This is a genomic window from uncultured Pseudomonas sp., from assembly GCF_913774235.1.
Classification (GTDB): Bacteria; Pseudomonadota; Gammaproteobacteria; order Pseudomonadales; family Pseudomonadaceae; genus Chryseomonas.
Map to the genome: position 1 here is coordinate 192,239 of NZ_CAJYDW010000017.1, position 20,692 is coordinate 212,930.

At 68.4% G+C, this 20,692-nt stretch carries 16 protein-coding genes; 9 read left to right on the forward strand and 7 right to left on the reverse strand.

What is annotated here, in order from left to right:
- Nucleotides 1-64: 64 nt before the first annotated feature.
- Nucleotides 65-766, reverse strand: a complete 702-nt coding sequence (locus QZ471_RS17920; protein WP_295466278.1) for a glutathione S-transferase N-terminal domain-containing protein — start codon at nt 764-766, stop codon at nt 65-67.
- Nucleotides 767-912: 146 nt separating this feature from the next.
- Nucleotides 913-1,815 carry a LysR family transcriptional regulator gene (locus tag QZ471_RS17925; RefSeq protein ID WP_295466280.1) on the reverse strand — a complete coding sequence of 301 codons (903 nt, stop codon included), beginning with the start codon at nt 1,813-1,815 and terminating at the stop codon, nt 913-915.
- Between the two features lie 86 nt (nt 1,816-1,901).
- Here QZ471_RS17925 and QZ471_RS17930 point away from each other — a divergent pair, with 86 nt between their 5' ends.
- On the forward strand, nt 1,902-2,681 hold the full coding sequence (locus tag QZ471_RS17930) for an NAD(P)H-dependent oxidoreductase (protein ID WP_295466282.1): 780 nt from the start codon (nt 1,902-1,904) through the stop codon (nt 2,679-2,681).
- Nucleotides 2,682-2,874: 193 nt separating this feature from the next.
- Here the strand turns inward: QZ471_RS17930 and QZ471_RS17935 are convergent, their stop codons facing one another.
- The 3 genes from QZ471_RS17935 to QZ471_RS17945 are packed head-to-tail and all read right to left on the reverse strand — an operon-like array spanning nt 2,875 to nt 6,325.
- Complete coding sequence (locus tag QZ471_RS17935) at nt 2,875-3,171, reverse strand: DUF2845 domain-containing protein (RefSeq protein ID WP_295466284.1); 297 nt, start codon at nt 3,169-3,171, stop codon at nt 2,875-2,877.
- On the reverse strand, nt 3,168-3,452 hold the full coding sequence (locus tag QZ471_RS17940) for a DUF2845 domain-containing protein (protein ID WP_295466286.1): 285 nt from the start codon (nt 3,450-3,452) through the stop codon (nt 3,168-3,170). Before QZ471_RS17940 ends, QZ471_RS17935 begins: the two co-directional genes overlap by 4 nt.
- 20 nt (nt 3,453-3,472) lie before the next feature.
- Nucleotides 3,473-6,325 carry a DUF748 domain-containing protein gene (locus tag QZ471_RS17945; RefSeq protein ID WP_295466288.1) on the reverse strand — a complete coding sequence of 951 codons (2,853 nt, stop codon included), beginning with the start codon at nt 6,323-6,325 and terminating at the stop codon, nt 3,473-3,475.
- A 428-nt stretch (nt 6,326-6,753) separates the two neighbouring features.
- Between QZ471_RS17945 and QZ471_RS17950 the strand changes: the two genes are divergently transcribed.
- The 5 genes from QZ471_RS17950 to QZ471_RS17970 all read left to right on the forward strand — a co-directional run bounded on the left by QZ471_RS17950 (nt 6,754) and on the right by QZ471_RS17970 (nt 12,335).
- On the forward strand, nt 6,754-7,704 hold the full coding sequence (locus tag QZ471_RS17950) for a bestrophin family ion channel (protein WP_295466289.1): 951 nt from the start codon (nt 6,754-6,756) through the stop codon (nt 7,702-7,704).
- Between the two features lie 282 nt (nt 7,705-7,986).
- Nucleotides 7,987-9,291 (forward strand): MFS transporter, encoded by a 1,305-nt coding sequence (locus QZ471_RS17955; RefSeq protein WP_295466291.1) that lies wholly within the window; start codon nt 7,987-7,989, stop codon nt 9,289-9,291.
- Between the two features lies 1 nt (nt 9,292).
- The gene (locus QZ471_RS17960) at nt 9,293-10,396 is read left to right on the forward strand and encodes a metallophosphoesterase (protein WP_295466293.1); all 1,104 of its coding nucleotides are present in this window, start codon (nt 9,293-9,295) and stop codon (nt 10,394-10,396) included.
- A gap of 50 nt (nt 10,397-10,446) precedes the next feature.
- Complete coding sequence (locus QZ471_RS17965) at nt 10,447-11,715, forward strand: arsenic transporter (RefSeq protein WP_295466295.1); 1,269 nt, start codon at nt 10,447-10,449, stop codon at nt 11,713-11,715.
- Nucleotides 11,716-11,801: 86 nt separating this feature from the next.
- A complete protein-coding gene (locus tag QZ471_RS17970; RefSeq protein ID WP_295466297.1) occupies nt 11,802-12,335 on the forward strand; it encodes a cytochrome b in 534 nt (177 codons plus the stop codon).
- Here QZ471_RS17970 and QZ471_RS17975 read toward each other — a convergent pair.
- Complete coding sequence (locus QZ471_RS17975) at nt 12,332-13,264, reverse strand: LysR family transcriptional regulator (protein WP_295466771.1); 933 nt, start codon at nt 13,262-13,264, stop codon at nt 12,332-12,334. The two genes, QZ471_RS17970 and QZ471_RS17975, sit on opposite strands and share 4 nt — an antisense overlap.
- A 165-nt stretch (nt 13,265-13,429) precedes the next feature.
- On the opposite strand from QZ471_RS17975, the gene QZ471_RS17980 reads away from it, so the two are divergent.
- The 3 genes from QZ471_RS17980 to QZ471_RS17990 all read left to right on the forward strand — a co-directional run bounded on the left by QZ471_RS17980 (nt 13,430) and on the right by QZ471_RS17990 (nt 19,758).
- The gene (locus QZ471_RS17980; RefSeq protein ID WP_295466299.1) at nt 13,430-15,661 is read left to right on the forward strand and encodes an FUSC family protein; all 2,232 of its coding nucleotides are present in this window, start codon (nt 13,430-13,432) and stop codon (nt 15,659-15,661) included.
- A 100-nt stretch (nt 15,662-15,761) separates the two neighbouring features.
- Nucleotides 15,762-18,194: a glucan 1,4-alpha-glucosidase gene (locus QZ471_RS17985; protein ID WP_295466301.1), complete on the forward strand. Its 2,433-nt coding sequence runs from the start codon at nt 15,762-15,764 to the stop codon at nt 18,192-18,194.
- 418 nt (nt 18,195-18,612) lie between these two features.
- On the forward strand, nt 18,613-19,758 hold the full coding sequence (locus QZ471_RS17990; protein WP_295466303.1) for an acyltransferase: 1,146 nt from the start codon (nt 18,613-18,615) through the stop codon (nt 19,756-19,758).
- On the opposite strand, the gene QZ471_RS17995 is transcribed toward QZ471_RS17990, so the two are convergent.
- Nucleotides 19,685-20,590, reverse strand: a complete 906-nt coding sequence (locus QZ471_RS17995; protein ID WP_295466305.1) for an NAD-dependent protein deacetylase — start codon at nt 20,588-20,590, stop codon at nt 19,685-19,687. The two genes, QZ471_RS17990 and QZ471_RS17995, sit on opposite strands and share 74 nt — an antisense overlap.
- Nucleotides 20,591-20,692 lie beyond the last annotated feature (102 nt).

Here is a 20,692-nt window from a genome sequence, read left to right on the forward strand (position 1 = left end):
GCTCATGCCGTGCGGCCCTCACTCCAGCCCTCTCCCAGCGGGAGAGGGGGCGATTGGCGCGGGATCAGCCGCGCGCCAGGGAGGCCAACTCGTCCAGTCCGCTGTTGCCGTCGGCATAGGCCGCGCGGAAGCTAGCGCGTTGCTGCCAGCGCGCCCAGAAGGCTGCCAGGTGCTCGAAGCGCTCATCCAGCGGCGTCTGGTTGGTGGGGAACTTGGAGAAGGCGATGGCGGTGCACAGGGTGATGTCGGCGAAGGTCGGTGCCGCGCCGCCCAGCAGCCACTCACGGCCATCGGCCAGGTGGCGATCCACCAGCGCCGCGTGCATCAGGGCCTCCTTGCGGCAATGCTCGCCCCACTGCGGATTGTGGGTCAGCTCCAGCTTGTGGCCGAGGCCTTCGTGCTGCACATGGAACATGGTCACGATGCGATAGAGCACATGGACGAAGATGCGATCGTTCCACATGGCATCCTGGCCCTGCTCCAGTGGCGTCTCACCCATTACCTTGCGACCGGGATAGCTGTTGTCCAGATAGCGAGCGATGGCCGCGCTCTCGGCCAGGTAACCGCCTTCGGCAAGTTCCAGGGTGGGGGTCTCGCCCCAGGGATTGCGCTTTAGGTGCTGCCACTGCCGTTGCTCGCCCTCGGGCGCCATCTTCAGGATGACCTCCTCGAACTGATCGGCGATGCCCTTTTCATGAATGAACAGCCGCAGCCGTTGCGGATTGGGAAAGGCGGACGGCGAGGTGAAGAGGCGTAGCTTGGCCATGGCGGGCTCCAAAAGGGGGAGGTGACGCAGCATGCGACTGCGCGCAGTCGGGTCGCGTTCGGATAAGGCGACAGAGGATGCTTGCCCCGGGCGGGGACGAGAAGCCAAGCCGCTGTATGCCCTCCATATGCAGAGTCGATTGGCGTTCACCCCGAGAGGCTGGAGACGATCCGCTCGCGCAGCCAGGTATGGGCCGGGTCGCGGTGCAGGCGTTCCGGCCAGAGCAGCAGCATGTCGAAGCCGGGCACCGCCAGCGGCGGTGGCTGGGTTTGCAGACCGGGGTGCGCCAGGGCGATCCGCGATGGCAGCAGGGCGACCAGGTCGCTGCTCACCAGGGCGCTGGCCAGGGTGCTGAAGTGCGGTACCGACAGCACTACGCGTCGCGCCAGGCCGCGCTCGGCCAGCAGGCGGTCGGTCAGGCTGGCGAAGCCGCCGCCGTTGGGCGAGACCAGCGCCTGGTCCAGTTCACAGAACCTCTCCAGAGAGACCGGCTCAGCCAAGGCGGGATGACCCTGGCGTCCCGTCAGCAGATAGCGCTCGGTGAACAGCAGCCGCTGGCGCAGCCCGGGCGCGGCGGCATCGGCCACGTCCAGGGCCAGGTCGAGGTGATCGCCTTCCAGCTGCTCGGCGAGCAGGTCCGGCTTTTTCTCCAGCAGCGCCAGGCGAATGCCGGGCGCCTGCTGGCGCAGGTCGGCCAGCAGGGGCGTCAGCAAGGTGGTGGCGCTGTGGTCGCTGGCGGCGATGCGCCAGGTCCGTTCGGCGCGGGCCGGATCGAAGGGCGCAGCCGGGGCCAGGGCTTCGTCCAGCGCGGCCAGGGCCTGGCGTAGCGGCTCACGCAGGGCGGTCGCCCGTGCGGTGGGTCGCATGCCGCGCGGTCCGGGCAGCAGCAGGGGGTCGTCCAGCAACTGGCGCAGCCGACCGAGTTGCAGGCTGACGGTAGGCTGCGCCAGGTTGAGGCGCCGCGCCGCGCGGGTCACGTTGAGTTCCACCAGCAGGGCGTCGAGGGTCACCAGCAGGTTGAGGTCGAGGCGCCGTAGGCTATTGTGCATGGCAATGGCTACTGTTTCGGTAATTCATTTTCAGCATAGCCTAGCCGTCCCCTAGCCTGGGCTCCTCTTTTCCCGAGGTGCCCGTCATGAAGATCCTGCTGGTCTACGCCCATCCCGAACCCCGCTCCCTCAACGGCGCCCTGCGCGATTTCGCTATCGCCCATCTTCAGGCGGCCGGTCATGAGGTGCAGCTTTCCGATCTCTATGCCCTGGGCTGGAAGGCCACGCTAGATGCGGCGGATGCACCGCACCTGGCACCCGGCGAGCGTTTCGATGCGGTGATGGATTCCCAGCGCGCCTATGCCCAGGGCAGGCAACCTGCGGACATCGCCGCCGAGCAAGCCAAGCTGCTCTGGGCCGATGTGCTGATCCTGCAGTTCCCGCTGTGGTGGTTCTCCCTGCCGGCCATCCTCAAGGGCTGGGTGGAACGGGTCTATGCGTGCGGCTTCGCCTATGGCGTGGGGGAGCACAGCGACACGCACTGGGGCGATCGCTACGGCGAAGGCACCCTGGCGGGCAAGCGCGCCATGCTGGTGGTGACCTGCGGCGGCTGGGAGTCGCACTACGGCGACCGTGGCATTAACGGGGGCCTGAACGACATCCTCTTTCCAATCCAGCACGGCATCCTCTTCTATCCCGGCTTCAGCGTGCTGCCGCCCTTTCCGGTCTATCGCACCAGCAAGGTGGATGCTGCCGAATTCGAGCGGCTGTGTCAGGCCTATGGCGCCCGGCTGGATGGGTTGGCCACGGATGCGCCGCTACCGTTCCGCCGGCAGAACGGCGGCGACTACGAGATTCCGGCGCTGACCCTGAAGCCCGAGCTGGCGCCGGGGCGGGCGGGGCTGGGGATTCATCTGGAGGAGTGAAGGCCTGCCGCCTGCCCAGCATTTTGGCCCCTCACCCCAGCCCTCTCCCTGAGGGAGAGGGGGCGGTCACAGGCGGAGGTTGGGCGTCAGGACGGCGGGGTCGATCCAGTGGAAAAGGCTGCGCCGTTTTCCACGCTACGGGTTGTAGGGTGGACGACGGCGCAGCCTCGTCCACGCGCAACGCCGGGCAGTCTCAGTTGGCTCTCTTGCTATCCACCTGGTCCAGCCGGCCGCCGCGGAAGGTGAGGAAGTACAGCATGCCGTTCCAGGGGCCGTAGGCCCATTCCTCGACGAATTCCACCTGGCGATAGCCGTAGCCGTCGGTGACCTGGCGCTCGCCCAGCGGGGTGACGCTCAGCGGATCGCCGCACTTGCCACGCACCTCGTGGGTGGTGGAGCCGTCGGATACCAGGGCGCTGCCGCAGCGCAGGGAGGCGGCCTGGGCGGTGCCGGCGGCGAGGAGGGCGAGCAGGAGCAGGGCACGGGTCATTGGCGCTTGAACTCGATGCGGGTGAGGCGGTTGGCTTCGAAGGTGAGGATGTAGTTGGCGCCGTTCCAGGGGCCGTACACCCATTCTTCGATCACCGCCTCGCGGCGTTCGTTGCGGCCCAGTTCGTAGCCCACCAGGTCGCGGTGGACCGGCTCGCCGCATTTCTGCAGCACTTCGAAGGCTCTATCACCGCGGCTGACCAGGGCGTTGCCGCATCTCATGGAGTCGGCGGCGGCACCGGTGGCGACCAGCAGGGTGAAAACGGCGAGCAGGCAACGCATGACGAGGGTCTCCTGACCGGTCAGAGCGCGCCGAGCTGCAGCTGTGCGGCCGTGGGCGACTCGCCGGATTGGGGTTGGGTGCTGACGTCCAGCAGATAGACCCGCTGGGCATCCAGTTTCGCCGTGTCCACCAGGTAGGTCTTGATGGCCCCCGCGCGCTGCTGAGCCAGGCTGCGCAGGAGACCGTCGTTGCCGCTCCAGGCTTCGAGCACCGCCTGGCGCAGGCGCGCCGTGCGGGTGGCATCGTCCAGACTATCCCATTCCTGCGGGGGTTGCGCCTGCAGCCGCAGGCGATACAGGCCTTCCAGCAGCGGCGCGCGCATGTCGGCGGGTACCTGCAACTGGCTGGGGTCGGCCGGGACCTTGTCGCCGCGGCGTTGCAGCAGGTTGAAGTACTGGGTCTGGAAGTCCTTTTCCAGCTGGCTGGCCGCCAGGGCGCGTCCGTCGCTGGCGGCGCTGGCGTGACCCTTGACCTCCACCGCCAGTTGCGGACGCTGGCGCAGCGCCGCGGCCAGCTTGTCCAGGTCGCCGCGGGCCTGGGCGGAAAGGGTGGTGCTGCCCGGGGCGAAGTCGATGGCGTCGAGATCGGCCTCGTGGCCGCCGACCAGCCCCGCCAGCATGCGGAAGGGTGCCTGGACGGTACGGGTCAGCAGATTCCTCAGGGTCTGCCAGACCACCGGCATGACGCTGAAGTTGGGGTCACTGAGATTGCCCGCCACCGGCAGGCGCAGGTCGATGCGGCCGTGGCTGTCCTTGAGCAGGGCCACCGCCAGGCGCACCGGCAGGTCCACGGCGTCCTTGCTGTCGACCCGCTCGCCCAGTTCCAGCTGGTCGAGCACCACGTGGTTCTGCGCCTGCAGCTTGCCGTCGTCGATGCGGTATTGCAGGTCCAGGTCGAGACGCCCCTTGCGCACCGCGTAGCCGGCGAACTTGCCGGTGTAGGGCGACAGGGTGGTGAGTTCGACCTGGCGGAAGTAGGCGGTCACGTCCAGTTGTTGCAGAGGGTCGAGGGGGTCGAGGCGGCCCTTGATCTCCACCGGGGCGAAGCGGTCGACCTTGCCAGCGAGGTGGATATCGGCCGGTTTGGAGGCGGCGGTGTCCAGGGTGCCGATGCCGCCTTCCAGGGACTGGATATTGGTGGCGAAGCCGGGTTTCAGGCTGTTGTCGGCGAAGTCGGCGCTGCCATCCTTGATGGTCACCCCGCCGATGCGGACCTGCAGCGGTGGCGAGCTGTCCTTGGACGCGGATTTCGGCTGGGGGACCAGCAGGGCGCTGAAGTTGTTGCTCAGGTCCTCGTTGATCATCAGGGTGCCATAGGGCTTTTCCAGGTCGACCTTGTCGATCACCAGGCGCTTGCCCAGCTCGAAGGCGATGCCCTGCAGGTCGAGTAGTTGCCAGCGCATGAAGTCCTGCTGGTGCAGGGTGTCCAGCACATGCACCTGGGTGACCTGGGCGGTGCCGTCGACCTTGAGGCCCAGCGGCTCGCCCGGGGCGAGGGCCACCTTGAGCTTGCTGGCGAGCTGACCGCTGCGGATCTCCAGGCGCACATAGGGATTGAGATAGGGCTGGGCCTGGCGCAGGTTGAGTTCGTCGATGCCGACGTCGAGTTGCCCCTGCAAGGGGGTGAGGCCCAGCTGGCCGGCGACGGTGATGCGGCCGCGGTCGCCCAGGGTGGTCTTGAGGTCGAGGGCGAAGGGCTTGTCGCCCTGGGTATCGAAGCCCTTCAGCGCCACGTCCAGGCCGCTGAAATAGAGACTGGCCGGGTCCGGCGGGACACGGTCCACCAGGTGCAACTGGTTGTCGGTGAGCTGGACGTCAGCCAGCTTCACCCGCCAGCCCGGGCCGCTGCTCGGAGCGTCGCTGCTGGGGAAGAGCTTCTGCCAGTCCAGGCTGCCGTCCTGCTCGCGATTGCCCCAGGCGTCGAGGCCGTTGCCGCGCAGCTGGGCGATGGTGACTTCGCGTTGCTGCAGATCCAGGGCGATGCCTTCGGCGGCGAAGCGCTTGAAGCTGGCCTTGGGTTCGGCGTTCACCGCCTGCACGGCGACGTCGTCGAGCGCCAGGCGGCCCTGGCTGAGTTGCAGTTGCAGCGCCTTGGCCAGGTCCAGCCGGTAGTGGGTACTGGCCTCCAGGCGGCCCTTGCCCAGGGCCAGGGGCAGTTGGTTGCGCACATAGGGCCACCAGGGCGCGAGGCTTACGTTCTGCAGCGTCAGATCCCCTTCGCTGCGCAGCGGGGCGAGGTCCAGGCTGCCCTTCCAGGTCAGTTGGCCACCCTGGGTGGTGGTGGCGGTCAGCGCCAACTGGCCGGGGGTATCGCCGCTGCGGGTGCGGAAGTCCTGCAGGGTGGCGTCCAGCGGGGTGAGGGTGACGTCCACCGGCTGGGCGCCCTGGGCATCGAGGAAGTGCAGGCGGCCGCCAACCAGGGCGATGCGCTCGATGTGCACCGGGAAGGGTTGGCCGTCCGGCTCGGCGGCGGGGGCTGGCGCGTTGGCCGGGGCGGGCTCGCTGCGCCAGAGCTGGGCCAGGTTGACCTGGCCGTCCTTGGCGATGCGCAGGTCGACCTGGGGCTGGTCGAGACGGACGTCGGTGAGGTGCAGGGTACGGCGCCAGAGACTGTCCAGCTGGAGATTGGCATAGAAGCCGTCAGCGGCCACGGTGGGCTGCTCCGCCGGACCGATCAGCAGCTTCTCCGCGCGCAGTTCCAGGGTGAAGGGGTTGAAGCTCAGCCCCTGCAGGCTGGCGGGCTGGGTGAGGCGCTCGCCGAGCGTCTGGTTGAGGTAGTGCAGGGCGACCCGCGGCCCGACCACGAAGCCGAGCAGACTGTAGAGGGCCAGGAGCACGAGCAGGACGAGGCTCGCTTTGACGATTCTGGGCATGCGGGTTTCTAGGACGATCAAGGTGCGCGGATTATGGCACGTCGCTCTTGCCGGCAAGGGCGGTGGGCGTCCCAAAAGTGCGGTGGGCCGCTCCTGGGGCCCGGCGAATGAGCTGGGCACGGAATGGGATACCCCTCACGAATCGGCATTCACGCACGGCAGCGCGTGTGGGTGAGCGATCGACGGTCGCCTTGGCGGAGAGCCGCCGTCCAGAGCATCGACGGCAGTGGTGAGAGGCTCTAATCCGGCACTTTGCCATGATCCACCCGTCGCTCCGGATTAAGTTTGACTTAATGACCGCCGACTAGCCTCGTGAACAGGTTGCATGCTCAGGAGGAGGACGGCGGCGGGCCGATACCCGCTGTGCGATGGCAGGCCAGCACGGGCAACCACGAATCGAGAGTCCGCGTCGTCGTTCGGAGAGCCTGATGTCCAGTCCGATTTCCCTCCGCTCCATCCAGAAGAAAGTGCAGTTCCTGCGCACCACCTTCAGCTATGTCGGCTGGTCGCTGTTCGGCCTGTTCCTCTGGGACGTGGCGGTGACGGTGGATGCCATGCTGTTCGTCGACGAGCGCTTCGATCTGCCGCTGACACCCCTGACCCTGTTGTGCTCGGCGCTGGTGGTGCTGATCAGCTTTCGCAACAGCAGCGCCTATGGCCGCTGGTGGGAGGCGCGTACGCTGTGGGGCGCCATGGTCAACAGCTCGCGCAGCTTCGGCCGCCAGGTGCTGACCCTGATCGACGACCAGGGCCCCGGCCAGAACCGGGTCAAGGCGGTGCTGCTGCGTCGGCACATGGGCTATCTGCATGCCCTGCGCGCCCAGCTCAAGCGCCAGGACCCGGCTCAGGCCGCCGCGCCCTATCTCGCCCGCCACGAACTGGTGCTGGCCGAGGGTAGCCTCAATTTCGCCAACGACGTCCTCGCCGGCACCGCCGAGCTGATCGCCAGCGAGTACCGCCAGGGCCGGTTGGACAGCATTCGCCTGGCACGGCTGGAAGAGACCCTGGTGGACATGTCCAACTGGCAGGGCGGCATGGAGCGCATTGCCAATACGCCCTTGCCCTATCCCTATGTGTGCTTCCCGCAGCTGTTCAGCTTCCTGTTCTGCATCGCCATGCCGCTGGGGCTGGTCTCGACCCTGGGCTGGTTCACCCCGCTGGTGTCCACCGTGGTCGGTTTCATGCTGCTGGCCCTGGAGCGTATCGGCAGCGACCTGCAGGCGCCCTTCGCCGAGAGCCAGCACCAGATCACCATGGACAAGCTGTGCGCCACCATCGAGGCCAATCTGCTGTCGATGTTGAGACCGCGCAGCGACGAGGGCGCGACCGTGGTGCTGGCGCAGGAGAGCAGCTCGGTCGCGGCACGCCAGGTGGCCTGAGGCGACGGACGGCCGCAACGCAGGCGGCGCCAGGCCGGGCCGGGTGGGCAGGGCCTGGCGCGACCCGCAAAGCGCCGCGCCAGACAGATTCTTTGCGACTGTCATGGCACTAGCACCGCTTCGCTCCTGTCACATTTTGCAACCTCCCCTGGCGACGGCGATTTGCCATGACGTACCGGTCGTGCGGACGTCGCGGATGCGCCGGGGCGAGGCGTGCCATAGGGTGCCAGTCCAGCGGACATCACCCGGGCGACCCCTAACCCTCGCTACGGATGCCCGCTCATGTCAGAGACCCGTTCCCCGGCCGCCGGGACCGGCGCCGAACCCTCGCGTCGCGCTCGTCATGCCCTGGATGCCCTCAACTTCACCCTGGCCGACGTCCGCGACGGCCTGGGGCCTTACCTCGCCATCTACCTGATCGCCGTGCGCGGCCCGGGGGAGGGCTGGAACGAGGCCACCGCCGGTTTCATCATGACCCTGGCCGGCATCGCCGGACTGATCGCGCAAACGCCTGCCGGCGCCCTGATCGACCGTACCCGCCACAAGCGCCTGATGGTTGGCCTGGCCGCCTTGTTGGTCACCATCTGCAGCCTGATGCTGCCCTTCGTGTCCAACTTCTACGTGGTGGCCGCCACCCAGTCGCTGGCCCATGCCGCGGCGGCGATCTTCGCCCCGGCGCTGGCGGCCATCACCCTGGGCATCGTCGGGCCCAAGGCTTTCACCCGGCACATCGGCCGCAACGAAGGCTTCAACCATGCCGGCAACGCCGTCTCGGCGGCCCTGGCCGGCGGCCTGGCCTATTTCTTCGGCCCCACCGTGGTGTTCTGGCTGATGGCGCTACTGGCGGCGGCCTCCATCGTCGCCATCGTCCGCGTGCCCCAGGACGAGATCGACGATGACCTCGCCCAGGGCCTCGGCGAAGAAAACGGCGCCCGCGACGCCAAGCCGGTCTCGGCCTGGCAGGCGCTGCTGGCCAATCGCAAGCTGCAGCTGCTGGCGCTGCTGGCTGCCATCTTCCACCTGGCCAATGCCGCCATGCTGACCTCGGTCGGCCAGCAGCTGACCCATATCGTCGGCAAGGACAGCGCCACCTCGCTGGTGGCCGTCTGCATCGTTGCCGCCCAGTGCGTGATGGTGCCGGTGGCCATCCTGGTGGGGCGCAAGGCCGACGTCTTCGGCCGCAAGCCGATCTTTCTCTTCGCCTTCGCCGTGCTGGCGATCCGCGGGGTGCTCTACACCTTCTCCGACAGCCCCTACTACTTGGTGGCGGTGCAACTGCTCGACGGCGTCGGTGCCGGGATCTATGGCGCCCTGATGCCGGTGATCGTCGCCGACCTGACCCGCGGCTCGGGGCGCTTCAACGTCAGCCAGGGCGCCATCGCCACCGCCCAGGGCCTGGGCGCCGCCATCAGTGCCACCATCGCCGGGGTGATCATCGTCCGCTTCGGCTACGGCGCGGCCTTCACCACCCTGGCGGCCATCGCCGGGGTGGGCTTCGTGCTCTATCTGTTGCTGATGCCCGAGACCCGCGACGAGCACGTCGCTGGGACTGCGGCGCGTTCGACCGGCTCGGTGGTGGGGGGCTGACATGGCACGCCAGGATGACTTCCTCGCCTTCGTCCATATCGGCGATCTGCACCTGACCACCGCCGAGGCGGACAACGCCCGGGACCTGCAGACCATCCTGCAACGGCTGCGCGGACGCACCGAACTGGATTTCGTCTATCTGCCCGGGGACAACGCCGACAATGGCACCCCGGCGCAATACCGGTTGCTGCGCCAGGCACTGGCCGACTTCCCCCTGCCGGTAGCGGCGATCACCGGCGACCACGACATGGAGGGCGGCGATCTCGGGCCCTTCTACGCCGAGCTACAGGTACCCCAGCTACCCTACGCCAAGGACGTGGGCGGCCTGCGCTGCCTGTTCCTCGACATGTGCGGCCCCGGCAGCGGCGGCCCGGACTTCCGCCTCGGCGCCGAGCAGGTGCAGTGGCTGGAGCGGGAACTGCTGGAGGCCACCCGCCAGGAGCGCCAGTGCGTGGTCTTCATGCACAGCTATCCGGCCGATCTGCGCGGGCCCGGCGAGGCGGAACGGGTGGCGCGCCTGCTGCACGAAGGCCCGGTGCGGCTGGTGGAAATCGGCCACACCCATTACAACGAGCTGGCGCATGACGGCGGGGTGCTCTACGCCGCCTGCCGCTCCACCGGCCAGATCGAAGAGGGGCGTGCCGGCTTCGCCCTGGTCACCGTCGATGGTCAGGCGGTGAGCTGGCGCTTCCGCGAGTTGCGCGAAGCGGGGCCCTGGGTGCAGATTACCGCGCCCGGCGATGTCCGGCTGAACGCGGCCGGGGCGGTCGAGGCCGAGGAATGTCGCGCGCTGGTGCTGGCCGCGGCCGCGCTGGACAGCTGCGAATGGCGCGCTGACGAAGGGCCCTGGTGGCCCCTGCAGCCCTTGGGCAAGGGGCGCTATCGTGGCGACCGGCCGGTACCCGCAGGCACCCGGCGCCTGCAGGTCCGGGTTCGGGATGCCCAGGGAGGAGAAGACGGCGACGAGGTGGCGCTGCACGGTGAGCGTCCGGCGCTCGCCGCCCCGGCGCACTGGGGCTCGGATCACAGTCAGCTGGGCGAATGGCCGACCAAGGGCGTGCTGGGTACCCAACTGGGGCCCAATCGCAATGGCCGCAAATGGTGAGACCGGCATCCGGCCGGTCTCGCGGATCGATTAGAAGGAATGCGTCCTAGATGGGGTTTCTCGGAGTTTCTCCTCACCTGCTGACCTGGATCATCGCCGGCCTGGCCACCCTCGGGGTGGTCACCCGGCCGTTCGGCCTGCCCGAGGCGCTGTTCGCCGTGGCCGGCGCGGTGCTGCTGGCCCTGTTCGGCCTGCTGCCGCTGGAGGGTGTCTGGCATGGCATCGCCAAGGGCACCGACGTCTATCTGTTCCTCATCGGCATGATGCTGCTGGCCGAGATCGCCCGGAAGGAAGGACTGTTCGACTGGGTGGCCGGCCATGCGGTACGGGCGGCCAAGGGCTCGGCGCTACGACTGTTCGCCCTGGTCTACGGCGTGGGCATCCTGGTCACGGTGTTTCTCTCCAACGACGCCTGCGCCGTGGTGCTGACCCCGGCGGTCTACTATGCCACCCGTGCCGCCCAGGTGAAGAATCCGCTGCCCTACCTGTTCTCCTGCGCCTTCATCGCCAATGCGGCGAGCTTCGTGCTGCCGATCTCCAACCCGGCCAACCTGGTGGTCTTCGCTGAGCACATGCCCGAGCTGAGCCGCTGGCTGGCGCTGTTCACCCTGCCGTCGATCCTGGCCATCGCCGCGACCTTCCTTGCGCTCTGGGCGACCCAGGCCAAGGTCCTGCGCGCCGAGCAGCTGTCCGAAGGGGGCGCGGTGGATGCCCTGCCCACCACCGGACGCATCGCCGGTTGCGGCCTGATCCTGACCATCCTGGTGCTGCTCGGCGCCTCGGCGCTGGATCTGGAGCTGGGTCTGCCGACCTTCCTGGCCGGCTTCGCCACCTTCCTGGTGGTGGTGGCCTGCAAGCGCGGCGGCGGTCTGGAGTTGCTCAAGCACATTTCCTGGAGCGTGTTGCCGCTGGTGGCGGGCTTGTTCGTGCTGGTAGAGGCGCTGGAGGCGACGGGAGTGCTGAAGCTGCTGGCCAGCCAGCTCCAGGCCGCCGCCCAGGCCACCCCGGAACGTGCCGCCTGGGGGGCCGGGCTTCTGGTGGCCTTCGGCAGCAACCTGGTCAATAACCTGCCCGCGGGCCTGTTGGCTGGCGCCGCCGTCCAGACCGCCCATGTTTCCGAGAAGATCGCCGGAGCGGTGCTGATCGGCATCGACCTCGGCCCCAACCTGTCCATCACCGGTTCGCTGGCGACCCTGCTGTGGTTGGCGGCGTTGCGTCGTGAAGGACTGTCGGTGAGCTTCTGGCAATTCCTCAAGCTGGGCACCCTGGTGATGATCCCGGCGTTGGTGTTGGCGCTGGCTGCGCTGATTCATCTCTGAGGCTCTGATGGACGGTCTCCAGGCGTAGCGTCTTTGTCCCTACGCTTGGGGCACTATCGGGATACCTCTGCTGGAGAGAGTCGCCCATGGCCATCGCTCGCTACACCGGCTTCGCCCAGGCGCTGCACTGGCTGACCGTCGCCCTGCTGTGCCTGCTCTTGCCCTTCGTCTGGGTGGCAGAAAACTTTCCGCCCGGTCCGGTGCGGACCCTCTGGTACCTGCTGCACGAATCCACCGGGATCTCGGTGTTTCTGCTGGTACTGATCCGCCTGACCTGGCGCTGGCGGCATCCGGCGCCACCGGCCAACCCCCGAGACGGTCGGCTGCTGCGACTGCTCGCCGGTCTTAACCACGGCCTGCTCTATGCCGTGCTGCTGCTGATGCCGGTGACCGGCTACCTGATGGCCGGCCAGGGGCAGCCGGTGCCGGTGTTCGGGGTATTTTCGCTACCCGGATTTCCCCGGTATGAAGCCCTCGGCATCCTCGCCAATCGCATCCATGTAGCTTGCCAGTTCGCCGTCTATGGCCTGGTGATCCTGCACGTGGCGGCGGTCGTCTGGCACGTGGCGATCCGCCGGGACGGAACCCTGGAGCGGATGCTGCCCGAGCAACGCAGCTAGGCGCTGCCCTCGACCAGCTGTCGATCACGCTCCAGCAGCGTGGGCAGGGTCTCGCGCAGGTGATCCACCAGGGTGCGGATCTTGGCGTCGAGGAAGCGCCGTGAGGGATAGAGCGCATGGATGTCCAGCCCATAGAGCCGATGCCTGGGCAGCACGCGCTGCAACCGACCGCTGGCGAGGCCGGCGACGGCTGCATACAGCGGCAGGGCACCGATGCCCAGGCCGTTGGCCACGGCCTCGGCCAGGGCATCGGCGGTATTGACCTGGAACGGCGGTCGATCCACCGCCACCTCGGCTATCCCCTCCGGCCCTTCCAGCAACCAGCGATCCGGGGCCATGGCGCGATTGACCAGGCGCAGGCAGCGGTGCCCGGCCAGGTCCGCCGGTGTGGTCGGGCGACCCTCGCGTTCAAGATAGCCGGGCGCCGCGCAGAGCACGCTATGGGTGCTGCCCAGGCGCACCGAATGGAAGGCCGAATCCGCCAGGCCGTCGGCGAGGATCAGCGACAGGTCGTAGCCTTCCTTGAGGATGTCGGTGAAGGTGTTGGTCAGTTGCAGATCTAGGTCGACCTCGGGATAGCGCTCGCCATAGCTGGCCAGGCTCTGGATCAGATAGTGCTGGCCGAGGCCGGTCATGGTGTGGATGCGCAACCGTCCGCGCGGCACCGTCAGGGCGTCGCGGGCCTCGGCATCGGCGTCGTCTAGATCGGCGAGGATGCGCTCGCAACGCACCAGATAGCGCTCGCCGGCCTCGGTCAGGCGCAATTGGCGGGTGGTGCGGTGCAGCAGCCGGGTCTGCAGGTGCTGCTCCAACTGGCTGACCGCCCGGGACACATAGGCGGTGGTCAATTCCAGCTGGCGCGCGGCGGCGGTGAAGCTACCGGTCTGGGCCACGCAGGCGAAGGCGCGCAGGTTGAAGAGGTGATCCATGGGCGAGGGCAGGGCCGGACAAAGGGCCATTGTGGGTCATTACTCGCTCTTTGGTTAAGGCTCTTTGCTGTCGCACCCGGCTTAATCGGGGTGGACTCGACTTCCTAGAATGGCCGCCGAGGCGCTGCGTCTCGCCCCCTCCCATCGATTCCGTCGTTGCCCAGCATGCCCCTCGCGTCGCCCTTATCCCTGCGGCCCTCCCGCTCCGTTCCGCGTAAACGCTGGCCCAGCCTGAATGCCTGGCGCCGCGCCGGCCGCGAATGGGCCCGCACCGACGGCCAGACCTGGGCCTTCATCGCCAAGGCGCTGTTGGCCGCGGCCCTGGCGCTGTGGCTGGCCTATCGCCTGGAGCTGCCGCAACCGAGCACCGTGCTGGTCACCGTCTTCATCGTCCTGCAACCGCAGAGCGGCCAGGTGCTGGCCAAGAGTTTCTATCGGGTATTGGGCAGTCTCGCCGGGCTGACCTTCACCGTCGCCGCCATCGGCCTGTTCGCCCAGGAGCGGGTGCTCTTGCTCGGCGCCCTGGTGCTGTGGATCGGCTATTGCACCCGCGGCGCGGCGCGCTATCGGGACTTTCGCAGCTATGCCTTCCTGCTCGCCGGTTATACCGCCTGCCTGGTGGGGCTGCCGGCGGTGGCCGAGCCCCAGGGCGCCTTCCTCCAGGCGGTATGGCGCCTGCTGGAGATCGCCCTGGGCATCTGCTGCGCCGGGGTGGTGAGCGTGGCCATCCTGCCGCAGACCACCCGCGGCGTCCTGCGCCGCACCCTGGCGCAGCGCCTGCGCGACTTTCTCGCCATGGCCCACGACGGCCTGCTCGGCCGGCTCGACGCCGAGCGCTTCGCCGGGCTCAGCGCCCGGTTCGCCGCCGACTCCGTGGGCTTCGAGAGTCTGCGCAGCGCCAGCGTCTTCGAGGAGCCCTACCTGCGCCGCCGCAGTGGGCGCCTGGCGGCCCTGGGCAACCGCTTCATGCTGCTCAATACCCGTTTCCACGCCCTCTACCAGCTGCTCGAACGCCTGGCCGCGCGGCCCCCAGCCGTGCGTCAGGCCCTGGCGCCCGCCCTGGAACTGGTTGCCGCCGCCCTGGCGCCGGGCCTGGGCCGGCTACCGGAAGAGCGCGATCTGCGCCGGCTCAACCAGCGCCTGGCCGCGGAGCGCGAATCCCTGATGGCGGCGATCCGCGCCGGTCGCCAGCAACTGGCCCGGACGGCGCCTGCGGCCGAGGTCGACCGGCTCGACTACGACACCGCCGCCGAATTGCTCTATCGCTTCGCCGAGGATCTGCACCTGCTGCTGAACACCCAGCTGGAGCTGGATACACCGTCGCGGTCGCCTGCTGCGCCACGCGAGACCTTCACGCCCCTGGCCAGTCGCGCGGTGGCCTGGATGGCCGGGTTGCGCAGTGCCCTGGTGGTGCTGGGGGTGGGGCTGTTCTGGATCGAGACCGCCTGGCCGAGCGGCGCCGCCTGCACCCTGGCGGCGGGGCTGATCTCGGCGCTGGCCTCCACCTCGGCCGATCCGCGCCGCTATTGCCTGCAACTGGCCGGCGGCACCCTGGTCGGGGCCATGGCCGGTGGCCTGCTGCAATTCCAGGTGCTGCCCTGGGTCGATGGCTTCGCCCTATTGCTGCTGACCTTGGCGCCGGTGTTCGCCGCCGGCGCCTGGCTGATCACCCGGCCACGGTTGGCGGGCTATGGCACCGGGCTGATGGTCTGGTTCTGCTCGGCGGCGCTGCCGGGCAATCTGCCGCGCTACGACGCCGACCTCTTCTGCAACACCTACCTGGCCTACCTAGTAGCCTGCGGCGTGGCGGTGCTGGCCGTCAGCGTGCTGCTGCCACCCAGCCAGCCCTGGGTCTGGCGCCGTCTGGAGAACGCCCTGCGCGAGCGGCTGGTATACGCCATCGGCGCGCCTCTGCCGGGTCTGAGCAGCCGCTTCGATGGCGGTCTGCGTGACCTGCTCAACCAGGTGCAGGTGCTGACCGCGGGCCAGCCGCTGGTGCAGCGGCGCCTGCTGCGCTGGACCTTTCTCAGCCTGGAACTGGGCCACGCCATCATCGAGTTGCGCCTGGAGCAGGCCGCCCTGCCGCCGTTGCCCTGGTATCGCGAGCAGCGCGCCTGGCGCCTGGCCATCCGCGCCCTGGGCCGGGCGCTGGTGCGGCTGTTCCGCCAGCCCAACGCCGCCAACCTGGCCCGCGCCCTGAGCGCGGTGGACCAGGCCATCCTGCTGGCGCACCAGGCCCAGCGCCACCTGGAGCCCAATCCGGGCGACTTCGACCGCTCGCCGCTGCGGCGCATCGCCAGCTACCTGCACTTCATCCGCACCTCGTTGCTGGCGCCGGACTCGCCCCTGGCGTGCCATCTACCGCCAGTCGCCCAAGCGCAGCGGGACGAAGGCTGAGCGGCGCCCTGGAAAAATCCGACTAGGCTTACCGACGGGGAGGGCGAAACGCTCTCTGCCATGCGCCTTTCGGCATAACCAGAACAAGGCCCGACCGCCCATGCCCGTACGTTTCGTCCGTCCGCTCCTGTGTTCCGCCAGCTGTTTCCTCACCCCCTTGGCGTTCGCCCTGGATGCCCCCGGCGCGCCCGGCGCCGTACCCTTCTGGTCCTACTCCGGCAAGACCGGCATCGGCACCAGCTACGAGGCCTATCGCGACGGCGCCTACAGCGACCAGGCCAGCACCGGCCGCGTCTCGCGGGTGTGGTTCTCGCTGGCCCAGGGCGTGGTCACCGAGACCATGCAGGGGCTCATCCACCAGGCGCAGTTGCGCGAGATGCAACTGGTGGTCCGCGGCCCCGACTTCACCCACCTGGAACGCGACGACACCGACAGCCGCATCAGCTACCTCGCCACCGACGCCGCCGGCCGGCCCACCTCCCTGGCCTACAAGATCGTCAATCGCGACCGCCAGGGCCGTTACGAGATCGAGAAGCACGTCTTCACCGACCCGGACCAGGACACCCTGGTCATGCGCGTCATCTTTCGCAGCCAGGACCCGCGCATCCAGCCCTATCTCTATGTCGATCCGGCGCTGGCCAACAGCGGCAGCCATGATCGCGCGGCGGTGAAGGGCGCGGTGCTCTACGCCAGCGAGGGCCAGCACGCCTTGGTGGTGAAGGCCAGCCAGCCGCTGCAGACACCGACCGTGGGCTTCGTCGGCACCTCCGACGGCCTCGACGACCTGCGCCGCAACGGCAAGCTGACCCAGCTCTACAGCAGCACCGGCGACCAGGCCGGCAACGTCGCGATGCTGGCCAAGCTGCCGCTCACCGGCGCCGAGACCATCCTGGACGTGGTGGTGGGCTTCGGCGCCAATCCGCGCCAGGCCGAGGCCGCCGCGGATGCCACCCTGGCCCGCGGCTATCGGAAGGTGCTGGCCCATTACAACGGCGAAGGCGAGGCCATCGGCTGGCAGGACTACCTGGCCAGTCTCGACCAGTTGCCGCGCCTGCAGGCCCAGGCCGGCGACGGCGGCAAGCTGCTCAACGCCAGCGCCCTGGTGCTCAAGGCCCAGGAAGACAAGACCCACGCCGGCGCCCTGATCGCCTCGCTGTCCAACCCCTGGGGCGAAACGGTGCCGGCCGCCAAGGGCACTACCGGCTACAAGGCGGTCTGGCCGCGGGACTTCTACCAGTGCGCCATGGCGCTGCTGGCGCTGGGTGACCGGCAGACGCCCAAGGTCGCCTTCAGCTACCTCAAGCAGGTGCAGGTGGACGCCAACACCGCGCGCAAGCCGGCCGACAGCTCCGCCTTCATCCACCAGCAGAAGCAGGGCGACGAGGTCCGCGCGCCCGGCGCCACCGGCTGGTTCCTGCAGAAGACCCACGTCGACGGCACCATCGAATGGGTCGGGGTGCAACTGGACCAGACCGCCATGCCGATCATGCTCGGCTATCGCCTCTGGCAGGGCGGTCTCCTGGGCGATGCCGAGATCGATCGCTGGTACCGCGACATGCTCAGGCCCGCGGCGGACTTCCTCGCCCGCGACAGCCAGGTCAACCTGGGCTGGAACACCTGGCAGGTCAAGCCGCCGCAGACCCAGCAGGAACGCTGGGAAGAGCAGTGGGGCTATTCGCCGTCCACCACTGCGGCGGTGATCGCAGGGCTGGCCACGGCCAGCGAATTGGCGCGCCATGCCGGCGACGAGGCCAATGCCAGCCGCTACCGCGACACCGCGCGACGCTATTCGAGCCAGGTGGAAAAGACCATGGCCACCACCCAGGGCAGCCTGGGTGCCGGTAACTACTACCTTCGCATCACCCAGAATCCCGACCCGAACGACAAGGGCAAGCTGGTCGACAACAACAGCCGTCCGGGCCTGCCGGAAGACCAGGTGCTGGACGCCGGCTTCCTCGAACTGGTGCGCTACGGCGTGCGCCCGGCAGGCGATCCCCTGGTGCAGAAAAGCCTGGCGGTACTGGACGACGAAGGCCTGCCGGAGAATCTGAGAGTCAAGTACAGCTTCCAGTATCCCGGAGTGACCGGCACCTTCCCCGGCTGGCGGCGCTACGGCAACGACGGCTATGGCGAGAGCGAGACCTCCGGCAGCAACTTCCCGGCTACCGAGCAGCCGGTGCCCAATTCCGGCCTGCGCGGCCGGGTCTGGCCGATCTTCACCGGCGAACGTGGCCACTACGAGCTGGCGCGCCTGGTCCTGCAGGGCAAGCCGGATGCGGCGGCGCTGACCAAGCTGCGCGACACCTATGTCCGCGGCCTGGAACTGTTCGCCAACGCCGGCCTGATGCTGCCCGAGCAGGTCTGGGACGGGGTGGGCGACAACCGGCGCCATGGCTACACCAAGGGGCAGGGCACCGATTCCGCCACGCCCCTGGCCTGGTCCCACGCCGAATACGTCAAGCTGCTGCGCTCGATGGCGGACGGCCAGGTGTGGGATCACTACCCGGTGGTGGCGCGGGCTCTGGCGCCCTGAGACAGGCCTGGACGCAAGAGCTACCCGGGTGGCCAATGCTGCCTTTTTGGCAACGAGTGCAGCCAAAAAGGCAGCATTGGCTGACGTCGAGATCGGATTGCCTGATCTCGATCACGGACGCCGACGAACGGCATGCAGCCGTGAAGCGGCGCGCCAGAGCCGCAGATGGAGGCCAACGAACGTCTAACCCGAGGGAACGCCTGTAACAAGACTTGTCTGATGGGCGTTCTCGCGCTTTCCTGAGGCAGCGGATCCTTCCGCTCGCCGCTGTTCTCCTCCCTTTCCGGTCCCTCTGCCCTCGGTCGCGTACCGCGCGGTAGCGTGCCCGGCTGTCGCGCTTTTCTCTCGCTCGCTCCGGCGACCGCTCCGGTGGTCTGGGGGCGGGTCTTTGCCGGTTCCTGTCAAGAAGGTCACGGATATGACTGACGTCGCTCTCCCCATCGCCCTCTACCTGGGCACCCTGGTGCTGCTGGCCTTCGCCCTGCGCCGCAGCCCGCTGCTGACCGAGGAGACCCTGGCGCGCTCCTCGCCGCTGGATGCCCTACGCGGCATCCTCGCCACCGCCGTGGTCTGCCTGCATTTCGTGCTGACCTATCACCTCAAGGCCGAGGGCCAGTGGCGCGAGCCCGACAGCACCCTGCTCTACAACCTGGGCGTGGTGCCGGTCTCGCTGTTCTTCATGATCACCGGCTACCTGTTCTTCGGAAAGGTCTATCGCCGCACGCCGGACTGGGGCGAACTGCTCCGTTCGCGGGTGCTGCGGGTGATGCCGCTGTATCTCTGCGTGGTGGCCGTGGTGGTGCTCTTCACCCTGATCCGCACCCACTTCGTCATCGCCGACGGCCAGCACTTCATGCTCGAATTGCTCAGTTGGGAGCTGTTTTCCGGCTTCAGTCTCAACGGCCTGGAGGAGAGCGGCTGGATGACTGCCGGCGCCCACTGGACACTGCGCTATGAGGCGCTGTTCTACTTGGCCTTGCCGATCATCGCCGCGCTGTTCAATCGCCGTGGCTTCGGGTTGCCGCTGCTGATCTCGGCGCTGCTGGTGGGCGGCCTGGTTGCCGCCGGCTATCACTATCATGTGCTCGGCGCCCGCTTCGGCCTGCTGTTCCTGCTGGGCTTCCTGCCAGTGTTCCTTAAGGTCCATCGGCCGGCGCTGCTGGCTGGGTTGCGCACACCCCTGGTGGCGGCCTTGTCGCTGGCGCTGGTGGCTTACGCCATGGTCCAGCCGGACTACAGCCTCAAGCAGATGCTGGCGCTGGCGCTGCCCTTCGCCGCCATGGCTGCCGGCAACGACCTCTTCGGTCTCCTGCGCAGTCGCGGCCTCAAGGTGCTGGGCGAGATCAGCTACAGCCTCTATCTCACCCATGGCCTGCTGCTTTACGGACTCTTCACCCTGCTCGATCTGGGTTCGGTCGAAGTCCTGGGCACGGTCGGCTTCATGGCGCTGCTGCCACCGGTGCTGGGGCTCGCCTGCCTGCTGTCGATGTTCAGCTACCGCTGGATCGAGCGTCCGCTGATGCATCTGGGGCGGGCGCCGCGGCCTTGCGAAGTGCCGGCGTAAGGTGCGTTCGCGGTGTACTCGGGTGCTCCAGCAGAAAGGCCAGCGCCTCGGCGCAGGAGGCTTCCACCTTGAGCGCGAGCAGATCGTCCGCGCGGGTCCGGCCATAGCCCAGGGCGGCGATGGGCAAGCCGGCGCGGGCGGCGGCCTGGGCGAAGCGAAAGCCGGAATAGACCATCAGCGAGGAGCCCACCACCAGCAGCGCATCGGCGCGGTCCAGGTGGGCGAAGGCGCGCTCCACCCGCGCGCCGGGCACGTGCTCGCCAAAGAACACCACGTCCGGCTTGAGCAGGGCGCCGCAGCGCGGGCAGTCCGGCACGCGGAAACTCATGAAATCCACGCCGTCCAGATCGGCATCGCCATCCGGCGCGGTAGCCGCGTCCAGCTGCAGCCAATCACCATTGAGTTCGCCCAGCCACTGCTGGAATTCCTGGCGCGGCAGGCGCAGCTCGCAACCCAGGCAGCGGATCTGGTCGAGGCGGCCGTGCAGGTCGATCACCGCCTCGCTGCCGGCGGCCTGGTGCAGCCGATCGACGTTCTGGGTCAGCAGCATCTCTACCTGGCCGCGTCTTTCCAGGGCCGCCAGGGCCTGGTGGGTGGCGTTGGGTCGCGCCTGGCAGAAGCGCGGCCAGCCGATCAGGCTGCGCGCCCAGTAGCGACGGCGCAGCAGGTCATCGCCGACGAAGGCCTGCAGGGTGACCGGTTGCGGGCGCTTCCAGGCGCCGTCGCGGTCGCGGTAGTCGGGAATGCCGGAATCGGTGCTGCAACCGGCCCCGGTGAGCAGAAAGATCCGCTCGTGCCGGGCGATGAAATGCTGGAGCTCGGGCAGGGACATCGTGCACCTGAGGTTGCGGGCGATATCCCCAGCTTGGAAAGGGTTATGCCGCGAGGCAAGCCGCAGCTGACGAACGTCCCGTCCGCCGCGCGGCGTTCCGCC